The following is a 16,484-nucleotide window of genomic DNA, read 5'->3' on the forward strand; positions in this document are numbered from 1 at the left end:
GCCGCTCCGGGGAGGGCGCCCGACACGGGTGCCCTCCCGGCGGGTCAGCGTGCCATCAGCGCGCGGTCAGCCCTTCGTCGTGCACTTCGGCAGCGCGGCCGTGTCGCCGGTGCGGATGTCGTTCAGGGCGCCGAGGGCGTCGTGAATGGTCTTGACCTTGACGAGGGTGAGGCCGCTCGGGGTGTCCTGGGCGGCGGCCGCGCAGTTGTCGGCGGGCGTCAGGAAGTACTGGGCGCCCTTGTCGCGCGCGCCGACGGTCTTCATCTCGATGCCGCCGATCGGCCCGACCGCGCCGGAGTCGTCGATGGTGCCGGTGCCCGCGACGAACTTGCCGCCGGTGAGGCTGCCCGGGGTGAGCTTGTCGTAGATGCCGAGCGCGAACATCAGACCGGCGCTGGGGCCGCCGACGTCCGCGAGCTTGATGTCGACGGTGAACGGGAAGGTGTGGTCGGTCCCGGCGGAGATGCCGACGATGGCCCGCTTGGTGCCGGTGTCCTCGGACGTGGCCGTGGTGATCGTGACGTCCTGGGTCCTGGTCGCGTCCTTGTGCGCCTTCTCGGCGGCGGCCTGCTCCTTGGCCGGGACGACCGTGAAGACGACCTTCTGGCCGGGCTTGTGCCGCGTCACCAGCTTGGCCACGTCGGAGGGCTGCTTGACCGCGGTGCCGTCCACGGCCTTGATCACGTCACCCGCGTGCAGCCTGCCCTCGGCCGGGGAGTCCTTGATCACGGTGGACACGATCACCCAGGACTTCACCGGGACCTTCAGCTCCTCCAGGGCGGCGACCTTGGCGCTCTCCTGGGACTGGCTGAACTCCTCGGCGTTCTCCTGGGTGGACTGCTCCTCGGTCTTGCCGTCCGGATAGAGCGTGTCGTGCGGCACGATCTTGCTGTCGTGCGCCAGCCAGCCGTAGACCGCCTGCACCAGGTTCATGCGGAAGTTCGCGCTGGTGACCCGGACGGTGGTCATGTTCAGATGGCCGTCCGTCGGATAGGTCTTGTGCCCCGCGATCTGGAGGACCGGCTCGCCGTCGTGCTCCCCGAGCGTGTTCACGGTCGGCCCCGGAGACATCTCCGCGTACGGCACGGGGATGAGCACCCCCGCGCACAGGAGCGCGATCAGCATCAGGGTGGAGGCGAGCATCGTCGCGGTGCGGCGTGGCATGGCACGACAGTACGGGACGGGCCTGTCAGCACACCGTCAGGGCACCCTTGTCACGCGCCGCGGGCACCCGTACGGGACTTCTCCATGGCCTCACGGAAGCGGGCGTATCCGTCCAGCTCCGGCCCGTCGCTGCGGGCCCTGCGGGTCCGGTTGGCCCAGCTTCCCCACAGGCTCGCCACGACAGCAGCGACAACCGGAATCAGCAACCAGGCGAGCGCCGCCATGCCGACCTCCCAACCCCATGAGCGTCCGCGAACTGAGTGATCAGCAGATTAACCGCTCGCACTCATAACGCTCACGCCAGGGCACCGGTTACGCAAGCGGAAGCCCCAATCGGCCCAATGTGACGATGATCAGCAGGCGCCGACCCATTCCTCGGTGCCGTCGGAGAACCGCTGGTGCTTCCAGATGGGCACCTGGTGCTTGACGTCGTCGACGAGCCTGCGGCACGCCTCGAACGCCTCGGCGCGGTGGGGGCACGACACGGCGGCGACGATCGCGAGGTCCCCGACGCCCAGGTCGCCCACCCGGTGGAGGACGGCGAGCGCGCGCACCGGGTACTCGGCGGCGACCTTCTCGGCGATGCGCCGCATCTCGTCCTCGGCGCTCGGGTGGCAGGAGTAGCCGAGGGCGTCCACGTCGGCGCCCTGGTCGTGATTGCGCACCGTGCCCACGAAGAGCGAGATGCCACCGGCGGCCGGGTCGCCGACGGCCGCGTACACCTCGTCGAGCGAGAGCGGGGTGTCCCGGATGCCGATCAGCTTGACGGGGTTCTCAGCGGCCTGCTCGCCGGGGTGATCGTTCGTGGGTGCCATGTCTCCATGGTGCCGCACGCCCCGGACATGCGGGAACGCGAAGCTCGGCCGATGGGAGCAGGCGACGGCGGGAAGAGGTTTGCGAAGGAAGTGTCCTCAAAGGAGGCGACGCGCCCTGCGGGCCCGGCGGACCACCGCCGCAGCGCCGAGCAGAGCGACCGTCGCGCCCGCGGCACCCGCCGCCGTCGCGTCCTTGCGGCCCAGGCGCCGTCCGGCGACCGTGTGCCGCCCGGCGACCTCCTCAAGGAGCTCCGCCAGGACCTCCTCGTTGGTCCAGCGCGGCCGCCACCCGGCGGCATGCAGCCTGCTGCCGCTGACCACCCAGGGGTACATCGTGTACGCCAGGTCGCCCGCCGGTGACGGGGTGAGACCGATCCGGTGCAGCCGCGCGGCGGCGCCGAGCGCGACGGCCGAGGGCAGCTCCATGCGCCGGATGCCGCTCAGCTCCTCGACCTCCTCCTGCTCCAGCCAGCCGTCGCAGCCGACGGCGAGTTCCCCCTCCACCTTCTCCAGGACGGCGTACTCCAGGGCCGTGCACAGGTCCTCGACGTGGCAGAACTGCCACGCGGGCCGCGACCCGGCCACGACCAGCAGCCGGGGCGACTCGAAGTAGCGGGTGAGCGCGGTGTCGGTGCCGCCCACCAGGACGGCGGGCCGGACCACGGTGACGTTGAGGCCGGGGTGCGCCCGGGGCGCGCGCCGGGCCAGGCGCTCGATCTCCAGCAGGTCCGCGACCCCGGTGGCCTCGGCCGTCGCGCGCAGCTCGGCGTCCTCCGAGAGCGGCAGCTCGTTGTCCGGGAGCGCGCCGTAGACCATGGCCGAGGTGCACAGCACCACCCGGCGGACACCGGCCGCGGCGGCGGCCGTCAGCACGGTCTGGGTCCCCCGGACGTTGTAGGCGGTGCGGGCGGCCGGATCGCTGCCGAGGTCCAGGTCGAGCGCGAGGTGCACGACCACGTCGACGCCGCGCAGCTTGTCGGCGATGGCCGGGTCGCGCACGTCGAGGATGTGCCACACCGCGTCCGCGCACTCCCCGCGCCGCTCGTCGATGGCGACGACCTGCCGGACCGCCCCGTCGGCGGCGAGCCGCTCCGTGAGCAGCGCGCCGACCCCGCCGGCCGCACCGGTGACCGCGACGACGGGGCCGCGCACGGGGGACGGAAAAGTCGGGTTTCGCGCTGCGCGAACCTGCGGATCTGGGGAACTCACCGGGCGTCTCCAGCGGTTGTCTTCAGTACGGGCGCGGACGACGCGCGCGTACCAGGTGCATCCATCCTGCCGCAGCCCTTGCGTGGGCGAAGCACCGAGGCCCAATCCGGTCCGGGTGTCTACGCTGGGTGGAGAAGTCGGGCAGCCGCGCCGCCGGAGGAAACCGGTGGCCTTACCAGCCGAGGAACCCCGTGAGTGACACCCCATTCGGATTCGGCCTTCCGCCGGAGGAGCCGGAAGACGGCGACGAGGGCAAGAAGAAGGACCAGCAGAGCGGTGGTGGGCAGGGACCGGCCAACCCCTTCGGTTTCGGCGGCCTGCCGGGAGCCGGTGGCTTTGGCGGCCCCGGCGCCGACAATCCGCTCGCCGCGATGTTCGGTTCCCTGAACCCCACCGACCTGGGCGCGGCCTTCCAGCAGCTGGGTCAGATGCTCTCGTACGAGGGCGGCCCGGTGAACTGGGACATGGCCAAGCAGATCGCCCGCCAGACGGTCGCCCAGGGCACCCCCGACGGCGTCAAGGACGCGAGCGTCGGCCCCTCCGAGCGCACCGCCGTGCAGGAGGCCGTGCGCCTGGCCGACCTGTGGCTGGACGACGCGACCTCGCTGCCCTCCGGCGCGAACACGGCCGTGGCCTGGTCGCGCGCGGAGTGGGTCGAGGCCACCCTCCCGGCCTGGAAGGAGCTGGTCGACCCGGTCGCCGAGCGTGTCGGCGCGGCCATGGGCGACGTCCTGCCGGAGGAGATGCAGGCCATGGCGGGCCCGCTGATCGGCATGATGCGCTCCATGGGCGGTGCCATGTTCGGCACCCAGATCGGCCAGGCCGTCGGCGTGCTCGCGGGCGAGGTCGTCGGTTCGACCGACATCGGCCTGCCGCTCGGCCCGGTGGGCCAGGCCGCGCTGCTCCCGGTCAACATGGAGACGTTCGGCAAGGACCTCGGCGTCTCCAAGGAGGAGGTGCGGCTGTACCTGGCCCTGCGCGAGGCGGCGCACCAGCGCCTGTTCGCGCACGTGCCGTGGCTGCGCTCGCACCTGTTCGGCGCGGTCGACGGGTACGCGCGCGGGATCAAGGTCGACACCGCCAAGCTGGAGGACGTGGTCGGCCAGTTCGACCCGCAGAACCCCGAGCAGCTTCAGGACGCGCTGCAGCAGGGCATGTTCCAGCCCGAGGACACGCCCGCGCAGAAGGCCGCCCTGGCCCGGCTGGAGACCGCGCTCGCGCTGGTCGAGGGCTGGGTGGACGCGGTGGTCCACGCGGCCGCGAAGCCGCGGCTGTCGTCCGCCGACGCGCTGCGCGAGACGCTGCGCCGCCGCCGCGCGAGCGGTGGTCCGGCCGAGCAGACCTTCGCCACGCTGATCGGCCTGGAGCTGCGGCCGCGCCGGCTGCGCGACGCCTCGCGCCTGTGGGCCTCGCTCACGGACGCGCGCGGGGTCGACGGCCGGGACGCGCTGTGGCACCACCCGGACATGCTGCCGACGGCCACCGACCTGGACGACCCGGACGGCTTCGTGCACCGCGAGCAGCTGGACTTCTCCGAGCTGGACAGGATGCTCGGCGAGGCGGCGAGCGGCACCCACAAGCCCGACCTGAAGAAGGACGAGGGCGAGACCGGCGAGACCAAGGGCGACGAGACCGAGTGAGCCTGTACGACGACGCGGTCCACGTGCTCAAGGAGTACGCGGACCAGGGCGAGCTGCGCGACGCCTACCTGGAGCATCTGGCCGCCCACCCGGACGGCATGTGGAAGGCCTGCCACGCCGGTCATGTGACGGCGAGCGCCCTGGTGATCGACCCGGAGCACGGCCGCGTCCTGCTGACCCTGCACAGGAAGCTGCGGATGTGGCTCCAGATGGGCGGCCACTGCGAGCCGGGCGACGCGACACTCGCGGAGGCTGCGCTGCGCGAGGCCACCGAGGAGTCCGGGATCACGGGTCTGACCCTGCTGCCCGGCGGCCCGGTCCGCCTGGACCGGCATCCGATCCCGGCCCCCTGCCACTGGCACTACGACGTGCAGTACACGGTGCTCGCCCCGCGCGGTGCCGAGCACGCGATCAGCGACGAGTCGCTGGACCTGCGCTGGTTCGGGTACGACGAGGTGGCGGACGTGGCCGACGAGTCGGTCGTACGGCTGCTGGAGGCGAGCCGCGCCAGGCTCTGAACGGCTGTGAACGTGTAAGGGGCGCCCGCAGTGACGGGAGCCCCTTACGTTCGTCCGGGCGCGGTCAGCTTTCGTCCGGGCGCGGTCAGCCCCAGACGTTGCCCTGGTTCTGCCCGTGCGCGCCCTGCTGGCCCATGCCGAACTGGGCGGCGACCCCGCCGCCGATCCGCGCGTGCTGCGGCGGCATCAGCTCGCTGGGCTGCACCAGGGCGAAGCCGGAGCCCATGAAGCTCAGCTCCCAGCCCTCACCGGTGCTGGCGCGCCGCCGCCACACCCCGGAGGAGTGCGTCTGGGCCTGCATCTGCACCCGCAGCGAGGTGGACCAGGCGACGATCGCGTCCGCGTCGCAGTTCACGTACTTGTCGGGCGTCACCTGCATCAGCAGCGGCGGGCCGGAGGTCATGAGGGCGACCTTGCCGCGTCCGGTGATGTTGAGCTGGTACTTCCCCGAGCCGGAGATGCCGTAGAGGCTGTCCACGGCGATGACCTCGTGGTGCAGCGAGGAGTCCATGGCGAGGACGTAGGCGCTGTCGACCGTCAGACCCTCCTGCTCGACGTCCAGGAGGTGCACGTGCTGGGCGAGGTTGGCCAGGTACACGGTGCCCTGGCCGTGACAGCGCATCAGGTCCAGGCCCTCGCCGGTGTGGGCACGCGCGCGGCGCTGGCCCTGGGTGCGGTACTCGGCGTCGAACTCGACCAGACCCTGGTAGGCGACCATGGAGCCCTTGCGGGCGAGAAGGTCGTCGTGGCCCTCCAGGGTGACGCGGAGCATCTGCTGGTTCTGCAGGCTCCAGCGGTCCTGGGTCTGGAGGTCGTTGTGCGCGAAAAGCGGGCTCTGCATGGTGTGTCTGCTCCCCCTCAGCCCCGGAACCGGAGGCGGTCGGTGCTGTCCTCGCTGGGCTGGACGACGACGATGCCCTGGCCGGAGAAGGCCAGCTGGTAGGCCTCGCCGCTGCCCCGGCCGATCAGCGACTGGGCCTTGAAACTGCGCTTGCCCTTCACCTTGAGGTTCGGGGACCAGGCCACGAGCGCGTCCGGGTCGACGAAGGTCTCGTCCTCGCCGCCGCCGCAGTCGACGACGATCGGCGTGCCGCGCGAGGTCAGCGCGACCCAGCCCTGGCCGGAGATCGTGGTGTTCCACAGGCCCTGTCCGGCGAACTTGGCCATCCCCTTGACCCGTTCGACGCCCCAGGTCAGCTGCGCGTCGAAGGCCAGCAGGTTGGTGGCGTTGACGGAGATGCCCTCGCCGGCGAGGTTGATGACGACCACGTCGGCGCCGTAGTCGGCGAGGTAGAGCAGTCCGTCGCCGGAGCACTTCATCAACGGGGCGCCCTCGCCGGTCATCCAGTCGCGGGCGATCTGGCGGACGGCGGGCGGGTTGGGCTCGTACTGGATGAACCCCTCGTAGGAGATCATCGAACCCGCGCGCGCGAGAAGGTCGTTGCCGGTCTGCATGGCGACCTTCAGCATCTGGCCGCCGTGGTTCTCCATGCGGGCGGTGACGGGTGCGGGGGCGTGGCCCGCGAGCGGCTGGTACATGTCGGGCTCCCTCAGACCTCGTACGGCTGGACGACGATGAAGTTGCCGGGGGCGCCCCGGAACTGGAGGTTGACGCTCTCTCCGGTGTCGCCCGCGTACGCGTTGCGGCGCATCCGGACCTGGCTGGAGACGATCACCTGCGCGCCCGCCGACCAGGCGACCACCGCGTGGCAGTCGGCGAAGGTCGTGGGGGTCACCGGGAGCACGACCGGGATGCCGTGCGTCTTGACGACGATCGTGCCGGTGCCCTGGAACTGCATGGTGAACAGCGCGCCGCCGGGGATGCCGTGGCCCTCGATCCGGCGGACCTCGTACTGGAGACTCTCGTCGAAGGCGAGGACGTTCTCGGCGGAGACGCAGATCGCGTCGCCCTGGAGCTCGACCGGGTGGAGATGGGTGGAGTCGTCGGCGAGGAACACCTGTCCCTGGCCGGTGCAGCGCATCAGCTGCATCTCCTGGCCGGTGGCGTTGCCGACGATGCGTCCGGCGAATCCGGCGCCCTTGTAGGCGAAGTCGACCTTGCCCTGGTAGAGCACCATGCTTCCCTGGCGGGCCAGCACCGGCTGACCGGCGACGCCCAGGTCCACGCGGACCAGCTTCTTGTTCTGCTGCGTCCAGCGCTGCCCGGTGGGCGCCTCCTTGTACAGCTGCAGCGCCGCGCCGACCCCGGCACCGCCCTGCGGGGCGCCCTGCGGCACGCCGTACGGGGCGGTCTGCTGGCCGGGGACCTGCGCGTGGCCGGGCGGCTGGGGAGCGCCGGGCGGGGTGCCGTAGCCCGGGGGCATCGGGGCGGCCGGGGTGACCGGCGCGCCCTGGGTGCCGTAGCCGGGGGGCGGGGCGGGTGGCGGGACCGTGCCGCCGGGCGGTGTGGCCAGGGGGGCGACGACCGTCGGGGCTCCGTGCACGTTCGGCCCGGGCGCCGGGGGCGGGGTGAAGCCCTGGGGCGCGGGGGTCGGCGAGGCCATCGGGGCGGAAGCGGGCGCGGGTGCCGGGGTCGTGGCCGGGGCCGGGGACGACGGGACCGCGAAGGCGGGCGGGGCGAAGCCGGGGGCGGCGGCAGGCGGCGCGGGCTCGGCCGGGGCCTCCTCCTCCAGCACCTCGCCGCCGAAGTTCTTCAGCAGCGCGTCCAGGCCGCCGTCGAAGCCCTGGCCGACCGCGGCGAACCGCCAGACGTCCTTGAGATAGATGTCCCCGAGCATCACGGCGCGTTCGGTGGAGAACTCGGCGCCGGTGAAGGAGTACCGCGCGACCTCCTCGCCGCCCGCCACGATGCGCAGATAGCCGGGGGCCACCTGGGACATCTGGCCGTCGCCGTCGATGGTCGCCGTGAAGGACAGCTTCTGGATCTGCGGCGGAATCCGGTCCAGCGTGACCCGGAAGGACTCGGTGTCTCCCGCCTGGGCGCCGAGGAGCTGGATGGACTCCTCGGGTGACTTCGGCTGGTTGAAGAAGACGAAGTACCGGTCGTCGGAGAGACGCTCGTCCGCGTCCAGTCCGAAGCAGCTGATGTCGAAGCTCAGTCCGGGAGCGGAGATCTGCACACCCACGTACAGATCCGTGCCCGCCGTCAGGTCACTGATCCTGGCCTTGTGGCCGCGTTGGAATTCCCTGGCCATGCGTAACGACCGTCCCCCATCCGGAATGCGAGTGCGTCGAGCCAGGCTAACGTCACATACCGACAATGGGCGCAGCCGGTACGGACCCGGTACACAACCGCGCCCGGGTTCGCACACGTGACGGCATCCGGGATCTCACCCGCGCTGTTCACTCACCGCGCGCGCCGGGTACCTGCGGCAGCCGGGCGGCCGCGACGACTCCTTCGAGGTAGCCGCGGGCGCGCTCGGTGCGCGGATAGGACTCCAGCAGCCGCCAGAAGTCGGGGCCGTGACCGGGCACCAGCAGATGCGCCAGCTCGTGGCAGAGCACGTAGTCGATGACGTACTCCGGCATCCCCTTCAGCCGGTGCGAGAGCCGGATGCTGCCCTCGGCCGGGGTGCACGAGCCCCAGCGGGTGTTCTGGTTGGTGACCCAGCGCACGGAGGCGGGGCGGGCCCGGCCGTCGAAGTACTGCGCCGACAGCCGCTCGGCGCGCGCGGTCAGTTCGGCGTCGCCCGGCACCCGCTTGTTCTCCTGGGCGGCGAGCTTGTCGAGCATGACGGTCACCCAGCGCCGCTCCTCCGCCTCGGACATCCGGGCGGGGATGAGGATGACGGTGCGGTCGCCCTCGCGGTACGCGGAGACGGTGCGGCGGCGCCGGGCGCTCCGGCGGACCTCGATCGCACGCGCCGCCGTGCCGTCCGGCGTCTGCTCCGGCGCACCGCGCGGCGGCTGTCCGGCGCGGGGGGACGGTTCGGCGGGCACGCCTCGACGTTACCCGCTGGGCCCCGCCGAAGTCCCCCTCCGGGCGGCCGGATACCGCTCCTCCGTCGGCCGGTCATCCCTTATGCGCGCTTTGTCCACCCAGGGTCAGAGGCGTCCCGCCTGCGGAATGCTCGTACGACCATCACCTCGTGCCTGTGGACAACTCGCGGCACGCTTCCGGGAATCCGGCCATGCTGGCGTTCGAAGGCGGAGCCCGGCCGGGCCCGCCGGGACCGACGTGTACGACACGAAGGGTGACGGGGGTTCTGTGATGCATCCGATGGTGAAACCCGCGCTGCGGCAGGGCTGGCGCGATCTCAACACCGTGCAGTTCGGCATGACTCCGGCGCATGCGATCACGCTGGGCCCGGTGGACCCGGCCACGGGCAGCTTCCTGCGGCTGCTCAACGGTGCGCGGGGGCTGCCGCTGCTGCGCGAGGAGGGGCGCCGGATGGACCTGGCCGACGGGCATGTGGACGCCCTGCTGCGACGCCTCGGCCGGGCGGGGCTGCTCGACGACATGCGGGGCGGTTCGCCGGACGCGGAGGCGCTGCGGGAGAGAGGGGACGCCCTGGACCGGCTGCGGCCCGACCTCGCCTCGCTGTCGCTGTCCACGTCCGAGCCGGGCGCCGCCCTCGGGCTGCTCGCCGCCCGCCGCTCCCTCCGGGTGCGGGTGCACGGCGCGGGACGGGTCGGGGCGGTGCTGGCCGCGCTGCTGTCCGGCGCCGGGGTGGGCGAGGTCGACGTGCGGGACGTGGGGCGCGTGGAGCCGTGGGACGTGGCGCCGGGCGGACTGCCGGCCGAGTCGGTGGGCGAGCGGCGGGACGAGGCGGCGCGGGCGGCCGTGCGCCGCGCGGCCCCGGACCGCCCGCCACGCCGGGCCCGCGCCTCCCCGCTCACCGAGCCCGCGACGGCGGAGGCGGGTCTGTCCCTGGTGATCGTCGCGCCGCGCGACGAGGTGGCCGTGCACGCCCCCGACCCGTTCACCACCGAGCGGCTGATGACCTCCGGGACACCGCATCTCTACGCCGGGGTGGTGGAGGGCACCGCTGTCGTCGGGCCGCTGGTCCTGCCCGGGGAGACGAGCTGCGCGGGCTGTCTGCACGAGGACCGCACGGACGGTGACCCCGCGTGGCCGCGCCTGGTCACCCAGTGGCGGTGCGGTGCGGCACGCCGGGTGGGCGCCTGTGATCTCACGCTGGCCGTCGCGGTGGCCGGACTCGCCGCCGCGCATGCCCTGACCTTCCTCGACGGCGGCTCCCCGTCCAGCGCCGGGGCCCGCTGGGAGGCGTCCCTGCCCGCTCTGACCTGGCACTCTCGACCGATCGCCCCGCACCCGGCATGTGCGTGCGGCGCACTGGAGAAAGGAAAAGGGAAGGGAAAGGGAGCCGTAAGGGGGGAGCACTCCTCGGCCAGGGGGGTGCCGCGCGCGACAATGGCGGTGCAACGGCCGTCGGCCGGGCGGCGACGCGAGTCGGGCGCGGCGGGGCCGACAGGGACTTGGAGGGCGCATGTCTGATCTTCCCCGGAAGGCGGTCACCCGGACCGCCAAGCTCGCCGCGCTCCCGCTCGGCTTCGCCGGCCGGGCGACGTGGGGGCTGGGCAAGCGGATCGTGGGCGAGTCGGCGGAGATCGTCGGCCGGGAGCTCCAGCAGCGCACGGCCGAACAGCTCTTCAAGGTGCTCGGCGAGCTGAAGGGGGGCGCGATGAAGTTCGGGCAGGCCCTGTCCGTCTTCGAGTCCGCGCTGCCCGAGGAGGTCGCCGGTCCCTACCGTGCCGCGCTGACCAAGCTCCAGGAGGCCGCGCCGCCGATGCCGACCCGCACGGTGCACGCCGTGCTGGAGGAGCGGCTCGGCCTGGAGTGGCGGGAGCTGTTCCTCGAATTCGAGGACAAACCGGCGGCCGCGGCCTCCATCGGGCAGGTCCACCGGGCGGTGTGGCACGACGGCCGCGAGGTGGCGGTCAAGGTGCAGTACCCGGGCGCGGGCGAGGCGCTGCTCTCCGACCTGAACCAACTCAGCCGGTTCGCACGGCTGTTGGGTCCGCTCATCCCCGGGATGGACATCAAGCCGCTGATCACGGAGTTGCGGGACCGCGTCTCCGAGGAACTGGACTACGCGCTGGAGGCGCAGGCACAGGCCGCGCACGCGGAGGAGTTCGCGGACGACCCGGACGTGGTGGTCCCGGCGGTGGTGCACCAGTGCGAGCAGGTCCTGGTGACCGAGTGGATCGACGGCATCCCGCTCTCGGAGATCATCTCGGACGGCACCCCGGAACAACGCGACCGTGCGGGGCAGTTGCTGGCCCGTTTTCTCTTCTCCGGCCCGGCCCGCACCGGGCTGCTGCACGCCGACCCGCACCCGGGCAACTTCCGGCTGCTGCCGGGCGGCCCCGAGGGCGAGGACGACTGGCGCCTGGGCGTGCTGGACTTCGGCACGGTCGACCGGCTCTCCGGCGGGCTGCCCCTGCCGATCGGGATCTCGCTGCGGCTGACGCTCGACGGTGACGCCGACAGTGTCTACCGGCTGCTGTGCGGGGAGGGGTTCATCAAGGAGTCCATCGAACTGGACCCCGACGCGGTGCTCGACTATCTGCTGCCGATCATCGAACCGGCCCGGGTGGACGCCTTCACCTTCACCCGCTCGTGGATGCGCGGCCAGGCCGGCCGGGTCGCCGACCCCCGCTCCCCCGCCTACCAGCTCGGCAAGCGGCTCAATCTGCCGCCCGCCTACCTCCTGATACACCGCGTGACCCTCAGCACCATCGGCGTGCTCTGCCAGTTGGGGGCGACGGTGCGGCTGCGGCAGGAACTGGAGGACTGGCTGCCCGGGTTCGTGGAGGACGAGACCTTCGAAGAGGACGTCGAAGAGGTCATCGAAGAGGGCTTCGCGGAGGAGGAGTTGGACGGGGAGGCGGTGGACGGGCGGCTCGTCGTCAAGGAGTTCACGGCCAAGGCGTCCGCCGAGGAGTCCGTCATGGAGTCCGTCATGGAGTCCGCCGACGAGGAGGACGTGCCGGAGGCACCCGCGGCCGAGGCGTGACGGACACGCCGCGGGGGCCGGTCCGTCGGACGGACCGGCCCCCGCGGGGAGAAGGTTCCGCCTCCCCGGGAGGGGAGGCCACCGCTTCCGGTGTGCTGCTTCGGGTGGGCGCCTACTGCATGACGGCCATGGCGAGCGCGCGCCGGGCCAGCAGCGAGGCGCGCTCCGCCCGGCGCTGCATCCGCCGGGCGGCGGCCAGGCGGATGGCCTGACGTTCCCGCTCGGCGTCGTGGAGGCGCTCGTGCATATGCGCGCGGGCCAGGGCTTCTTGCATGAGTTGCATCTCTCGGTTCCTGTTCTTCTGGCGCGAACCGGTCACGCCGTGGGTGGTGAGGTCTGAGGTCGCGGAGCGGGTGGGCTCGCTGGTGGACGGCTTCATCGGGGCCTGCTTCATGGGGTCGTGCGTGAGGGGGCGGTCGATCGTTCCTGGGGTGTTCATGCCGTGACCGGGTTCTTGCGCGGGCGGCCACGCGGCCGCTTGCGGGCCACGACGACCCCCTGGACGAACAGCTCCCCGCCCCAGACGCCCCAGGGCTCGCGCCGCTCCTTGGCCCCGGCGAGGCAGGCCTCGACCAGCGGGCAGGTGCGGCAGAGGGACTTGGCGTACTCCACGTCCGCCGGGGACTCGGCGAAGAAGACCTCCGGGTCGTAGGACCGGCAGGGTACGGGGGTGCCGAGGCTCTCGATGGCGTCGTCGAGCGCGGTCAGCGCGGTGAGGGGGAACAAGGCGGGGTCCTCCGTGGGGCCGGGCGGGGGGAGCGTTTGTGAGGGCGGTACGGACGGGGCGTGCGCTTCGAGTTGCACGGGGTGTTTTCCTCGTCTTTTCGTTCCGGCCGGTTGACCGGGTGTCGGCTGGGTACCGGGTCGTTCCTTGTTCCCGAGGCCCCTTCGCTCCGTCGACCCCGTTCGGGGAAAACAGAAGGGCCGCGGTTCCCGGGTGGGGTTCCGCGGCCCTGAAGGCGCCGGCCTGATCGACTGTCAGGCTGGATCACTCCAGGGTTCTGGCCCACGGAAGGCCCACATCAGGTGGTGCTGCGTCGTCTGCTGCTGGAATCCGGCACCGGCCGCGAAGGCATAGGCGTGCGCCTGTGCCTCTACCGCTTCCAGTGCCTTGGTCGGTCGCTCATTCCGCTCGCGGACAGGGAGATCCGCAAGGGACAGGGCGGAGGCGGGGCGGACGGCGGGAATGCCGGACACACCGGTGCCCTGGGTAAAGGCGCCGAACATGCACAGGGAGACGGTCGGGCGATCGGTCATTTTGGCCGAGCTGCTGCTGATGCTGGTGTTGATGCTGATCACGGGACTCGCCTCCTTTCGGCGCCTTGGGGGACCGGTGAACCGGTCCGTCGGATATGTAAGTACAGCACGGAATCACAGCCTCCGAGAAGGCCGCCGTTTCCGTGTCTAGAACCTATGGGGATTCGCGGGGCGTGCGCAAACTATTTTTTCGACGAGTTCGCATCAGTCGTCAACGCGCGTCGTCCGCCGTGTTCGGCGGGTCGTTCCGCCCGTCGTTCAGGGGGTCGTTCTCCGGCTCCGGCACGGCCTCGGCGCCCGCGCAGATGGCCAGGACGTCGGCGCCGTAGCGGCGCAGTTTGCGGTCCAGGACGCCGGGGATGCGGGACAGTTCGGCCGGGGTGTCCGGGCAGGTCTCGGCGATGGCCATGAGGGTGCGGTCGGTGAAGACGCAGAAGTCCGGCTGTCCGCTGAGCCCGGCCTCGGCCGCCCGCCATTCCCTGAGCCGTGCGTACAGCCCCTCGTCCATGTCGGAGGGGCAGTCCTCGCAGCGCATCAGCTTCATCTCGCCCGCGTCGATGAGCGTGCGGCCGCAGACCCGGCAGCGGGCCGGGGTGCGCTGCTTACGCCGGGGGACGGCCATGAGGCCGCCGCCGGTACCGCTTCCCGTGCCGCCGCCGGTGCCGCGTTCGATGCCGCGTTCGATTCCGCCGAGGGCGCCGGTCCCGGTGCGGCCGACGGTGGGCGTGGTGCCGGGGCGCAGCCCGTCGAGGAAGCGGCTGGGTCTGCGGTTCGGGCGGCCGCCGGGGGCGCGGGAGAGGGACCAGGAGAGGTGGAGCCGTTCCCGCGCGCGGGTGACGCCGACGTAGAGGAGACGGCGCTCCTCCTCGATCTGCTCGTCCGTCTTGGCGTAGGTGATCGGCATCATGCCCTCGGCGACGCCGACCAGGAAGACGGCGTCCCACTCCAGGCCCTTGGCCGCGTGCAGGGAGGCGAGGGTGACGCCCTGGACGGTGGGGGCGTGCTGGGCACCGGCCCGCTCGTCCAGCTCCGCGACGAAGTCGGCGAGGGAGGCGCCGGGGTGGGTGGCGGCGAAGTCCTGGGCGAGGTGGGCGAGGGCGGCCAGCGACTCCCAGCGCTCGCGGGTGGCGCCGGAGCCGGCCGGGGGCTGGGCGGTCCAGCCCTCGCCGGACAGCACGGCGCGCACCTGGGAGGGCAGGTCGACGGCCTCGTCCAGCAGGGAGTCGTTGCCGCCGAAGCGGGCGGCGGCGCGCAGGGCGACCCCGGCCCGGCGCACCTCGGGCCGGTCGAAGAAGCGCTCGGCGCCGCGCAGCTGGTAGGGGACTCCGGCGTCCGCGAGGGCCTGCTCGTAGGTCTCGGACTGGGAGTTGGTGCGGAACAGGATGGCGATCTCGGCGGCCGGGACGCCCGCGTCGATCAGCTCGCGGATGCGGCGGGCGGCGCCCTCGGCCTCGGCGGGCTCGTCGGTGTACTCGACGTAGACGGGTTCGGGTCCGGCTCCGCGCTGGGAGACCAGCTCCAGGCGGTGGTCGGCGGCGCGGCCGTGGGCCTGGGCGAGGAGGCCGTTGGCGAGGCGGACCACCTGGGGGGTGGAGCGGTAGTCGCGGACCAGCTTGACGACGGTGGCGCCGGGGTGGCGCTCCCGGAAGTCGAGGAGGTGGTCGGGCGTTGCTCCCGTGAACGAGTAGATGGTCTGGCTGGCGTCCCCGACGACGCACAGGTTGTCGCGGTCGCCGAGCCAGAGCTCGAGCAGGCGCTGCTGGAGGGGGCTGACGTCCTGGTACTCGTCCACCACGAAGTGCTGGTACTGGGAGCGCACCTGGTCGGCGATGTCGTGCCGGTCCTGGAGCACGGCGACGGTGAGCAGCAGCACGTCCTCGAAGTCGATGACGGAGCGGGCGCTCTTGAGGTTCTCGTAGGCCGTGTAGAGGTGGGCGATCTCGGCCGGGTCGCGGGGGGTGTCACGGCCGGACTTCGCGGCCGCGTACGCGTAGTCGGCGGGGACGGTCTGGGTGACCTTGCACCACTCGATCTCGGCGGTGGCGTCCCGCAGCTCGCTGCGGTCGAGGCGGAGCCCGCAGGCGGTGGCCGCGTCGGCGACGAGCTGGATCTTGCGCTCCACGAGCCGGGGCAGGGAGCCGCCGACCGCCTTCGGCCAGAAGTACTGGAGCTGGCGCAGGGCGGCGGAGTGGAAGGTGCGCGCCTGCACGCCCTGGGCGCCGAGCTGGCGCAGCCGGCCGCGCATCTCGCCCGCGGCGCGGTTGGTGAAGGTGACGGCGAGCACGCTGGAGGGCTGGAGGATGCCCGCGCGCACGCCGTAGGCGATGCGGTGGGTGATGGCGCGGGTCTTGCCGGTGCCCGCTCCGGCCAGGACGCACACCGGCCCGTGCAGTGCGGTGGCGACCTCGCGCTGCTCGGGGTCGAGCCCTTCCAGCACCGCGTCGGCCGAGTCCGGTGTCCGCGGGAAGAGGGGGGAGTGCGTTGCTGCTGTCACACAGCCATGCTGCCAGGTCGCCCGGGACGACCGCGCCCGTTGTCCACAGGCGGGGCCCTGCGGTCGTACTAATGCGGCGGGTGTCACAGCGGCCGCCGCGGCGCCGGGAATTACGCTCCGCTTTCGCGCGTTGCCCCACTGCACGAACCCCTTCCCGAGCTGCCTGAGGAGCGCGAGAGACCATGCAGGGCACTGTGACGATGTACAGCACGACGTGGTGCGGCTACTGCCGTCGGCTGAAGAGCCAGCTGGACCGCGAGGGCATCGGTTTCACCGAGATCAACATCGAGCAGGACCCGGAGTCCGCCGCGTTCGTGGAGAAGGCCAACGGTGGCAATCAGACGGTGCCGACCGTGCGCGTCGTCCCGGCCGCCGGTGGCGAGGAGGTCGTGATGACGAACCCGAGCCTCGCCCAGGTGAAGCACGCGCTCGGCGCCTGACACCGG

Annotated in this window: 17 protein-coding genes; 5 read left to right on the plus strand and 12 right to left on the minus strand. The window is 72.3% G+C overall.

Annotated elements, in window-relative coordinates; all coding sequences use genetic code 11:
- Nucleotides 1-66: 66 nt before the first annotated feature.
- The 4 genes from AB0E91_RS05595 to AB0E91_RS05610 all read right to left on the minus strand — a co-directional run bounded on the left by AB0E91_RS05595 (nt 67) and on the right by AB0E91_RS05610 (nt 3,188).
- Nucleotides 67-1,164: a PDZ domain-containing protein gene (locus AB0E91_RS05595; protein WP_361775658.1), complete on the minus strand. Its 1,098-nt coding sequence runs from the start codon at nt 1,162-1,164 to the stop codon at nt 67-69.
- Nucleotides 1,165-1,214: 50 nt separating this feature from the next.
- Nucleotides 1,215-1,343, minus strand: coding sequence for a hypothetical protein (locus tag AB0E91_RS05600; protein WP_267880467.1), 129 nt, complete (start codon nt 1,341-1,343; stop codon nt 1,215-1,217).
- Nucleotides 1,344-1,517: 174 nt separating this feature from the next.
- On the minus strand, nt 1,518-1,979 hold the full coding sequence (locus tag AB0E91_RS05605; protein ID WP_161182341.1) for a molybdenum cofactor biosynthesis protein MoaE: 462 nt from the start codon (nt 1,977-1,979) through the stop codon (nt 1,518-1,520).
- 96 nt (nt 1,980-2,075) lie between these two features.
- Complete coding sequence (locus tag AB0E91_RS05610) at nt 2,076-3,188, minus strand: SDR family oxidoreductase (RefSeq protein ID WP_361775661.1); 1,113 nt, start codon at nt 3,186-3,188, stop codon at nt 2,076-2,078.
- A gap of 191 nt (nt 3,189-3,379) precedes the next feature.
- On the opposite strand from AB0E91_RS05610, the gene AB0E91_RS05615 reads away from it, so the two are divergent.
- On the plus strand, nt 3,380-4,828 hold the full coding sequence (locus AB0E91_RS05615) for a zinc-dependent metalloprotease (RefSeq protein ID WP_361775664.1): 1,449 nt from the start codon (nt 3,380-3,382) through the stop codon (nt 4,826-4,828).
- Nucleotides 4,825-5,346: an NUDIX hydrolase gene (locus AB0E91_RS05620; RefSeq protein ID WP_361775667.1), complete on the plus strand. Its 522-nt coding sequence runs from the start codon at nt 4,825-4,827 to the stop codon at nt 5,344-5,346. The genes AB0E91_RS05615 and AB0E91_RS05620 overlap by 4 nt, the downstream gene beginning before the upstream one ends.
- Before the next feature lie 85 nt (nt 5,347-5,431).
- On the opposite strand, the gene AB0E91_RS05625 is transcribed toward AB0E91_RS05620, so the two are convergent.
- From AB0E91_RS05625 to AB0E91_RS05640, 4 genes are all read right to left on the minus strand, one after another.
- Nucleotides 5,432-6,187, minus strand: coding sequence for an AIM24 family protein (locus AB0E91_RS05625; RefSeq protein WP_361775670.1), 756 nt, complete (start codon nt 6,185-6,187; stop codon nt 5,432-5,434).
- A gap of 17 nt (nt 6,188-6,204) precedes the next feature.
- Nucleotides 6,205-6,885, minus strand: coding sequence for an AIM24 family protein (locus AB0E91_RS05630; RefSeq protein WP_161182336.1), 681 nt, complete (start codon nt 6,883-6,885; stop codon nt 6,205-6,207).
- A gap of 11 nt (nt 6,886-6,896) precedes the next feature.
- A complete protein-coding gene (locus AB0E91_RS05635) occupies nt 6,897-8,501 on the minus strand; it encodes a TerD family protein (protein WP_361775673.1) in 1,605 nt (534 codons plus the stop codon).
- Between the two features lie 148 nt (nt 8,502-8,649).
- Complete coding sequence (locus tag AB0E91_RS05640; RefSeq protein WP_161181187.1) at nt 8,650-9,246, minus strand: M48 family metallopeptidase; 597 nt, start codon at nt 9,244-9,246, stop codon at nt 8,650-8,652.
- Between the two features lie 271 nt (nt 9,247-9,517).
- Between AB0E91_RS05640 and AB0E91_RS05645 the strand changes: the two genes are divergently transcribed.
- Both AB0E91_RS05645 and AB0E91_RS05650 read left to right on the plus strand, forming a co-directional pair.
- Complete coding sequence (locus AB0E91_RS05645) at nt 9,518-10,765, plus strand: TOMM precursor leader peptide-binding protein (RefSeq protein ID WP_361775677.1); 1,248 nt, start codon at nt 9,518-9,520, stop codon at nt 10,763-10,765.
- Nucleotides 10,758-12,287, plus strand: coding sequence for an AarF/UbiB family protein (locus AB0E91_RS05650; protein ID WP_361775680.1), 1,530 nt, complete (start codon nt 10,758-10,760; stop codon nt 12,285-12,287). Before AB0E91_RS05645 ends, AB0E91_RS05650 begins: the two co-directional genes overlap by 8 nt.
- Before the next feature lie 112 nt (nt 12,288-12,399).
- On the opposite strand, the gene AB0E91_RS05655 is transcribed toward AB0E91_RS05650, so the two are convergent.
- From AB0E91_RS05655 to AB0E91_RS05670, 4 genes are all read right to left on the minus strand, one after another.
- Nucleotides 12,400-12,726 (minus strand): hypothetical protein, encoded by a 327-nt coding sequence (locus AB0E91_RS05655; protein ID WP_361775683.1) that lies wholly within the window; start codon nt 12,724-12,726, stop codon nt 12,400-12,402.
- The gene (locus AB0E91_RS05660) at nt 12,723-13,091 is read right to left on the minus strand and encodes a WhiB family transcriptional regulator (RefSeq protein WP_161181190.1); all 369 of its coding nucleotides are present in this window, start codon (nt 13,089-13,091) and stop codon (nt 12,723-12,725) included. The genes AB0E91_RS05655 and AB0E91_RS05660 overlap by 4 nt, the downstream gene beginning before the upstream one ends.
- Nucleotides 13,092-13,265: 174 nt before the next feature.
- Nucleotides 13,266-13,586 (minus strand): hypothetical protein, encoded by a 321-nt coding sequence (locus AB0E91_RS05665; RefSeq protein WP_361775686.1) that lies wholly within the window; start codon nt 13,584-13,586, stop codon nt 13,266-13,268.
- Nucleotides 13,587-13,755: 169 nt separating this feature from the next.
- Nucleotides 13,756-16,038: an ATP-dependent DNA helicase UvrD2 gene (locus AB0E91_RS05670; protein WP_361775689.1), complete on the minus strand. Its 2,283-nt coding sequence runs from the start codon at nt 16,036-16,038 to the stop codon at nt 13,756-13,758.
- A 182-nt stretch (nt 16,039-16,220) separates the two neighbouring features.
- On the opposite strand from AB0E91_RS05670, the gene AB0E91_RS05675 reads away from it, so the two are divergent.
- Nucleotides 16,221-16,478, plus strand: a complete 258-nt coding sequence (locus AB0E91_RS05675) for a mycoredoxin (RefSeq protein WP_361775692.1) — start codon at nt 16,221-16,223, stop codon at nt 16,476-16,478.
- Nucleotides 16,479-16,484: the final 6 nt, after the last annotated feature.

The sequence above is a fragment of the Streptomyces sp. NPDC026659 genome (genome assembly GCF_040638245.1).
GTDB lineage: Bacteria > Actinomycetota > Actinomycetes > Streptomycetales > Streptomycetaceae > Streptomyces.

Bases quoted from the DNA above. Each gene is read 5' to 3' on its own strand.
- AB0E91_RS05595 (WP_361775658.1), bottom strand. From the start codon at position 1,164: ATGCCACGCCGCACCGCGACGATGCTCGCCTCCACCCTGATGCTGATC.
- AB0E91_RS05605 (WP_161182341.1), bottom strand. From the start codon at position 1,979: ATGGCACCCACGAACGATCACCCCGGCGAGCAGGCCGCTGAGAACCCC.
- AB0E91_RS05625 (WP_361775670.1), bottom strand. From the start codon at position 6,187: ATGCAGAGCCCGCTTTTCGCGCACAACGACCTCCAGACCCAGGACCGC.
- AB0E91_RS05630 (WP_161182336.1), bottom strand. From the start codon at position 6,885: ATGTACCAGCCGCTCGCGGGCCACGCCCCCGCACCCGTCACCGCCCGC.
- AB0E91_RS05635 (WP_361775673.1), bottom strand. From the start codon at position 8,501: ATGGCCAGGGAATTCCAACGCGGCCACAAGGCCAGGATCAGTGACCTG.
- AB0E91_RS05645 (WP_361775677.1), top strand. From the start codon at position 9,518: ATGCATCCGATGGTGAAACCCGCGCTGCGGCAGGGCTGGCGCGATCTC.
- AB0E91_RS05650 (WP_361775680.1), top strand. From the start codon at position 10,758: ATGTCTGATCTTCCCCGGAAGGCGGTCACCCGGACCGCCAAGCTCGCC.
- AB0E91_RS05655 (WP_361775683.1), bottom strand. From the start codon at position 12,726: ATGAACACCCCAGGAACGATCGACCGCCCCCTCACGCACGACCCCATG.
- AB0E91_RS05675 (WP_361775692.1), top strand. From the start codon at position 16,221: ATGCAGGGCACTGTGACGATGTACAGCACGACGTGGTGCGGCTACTGC.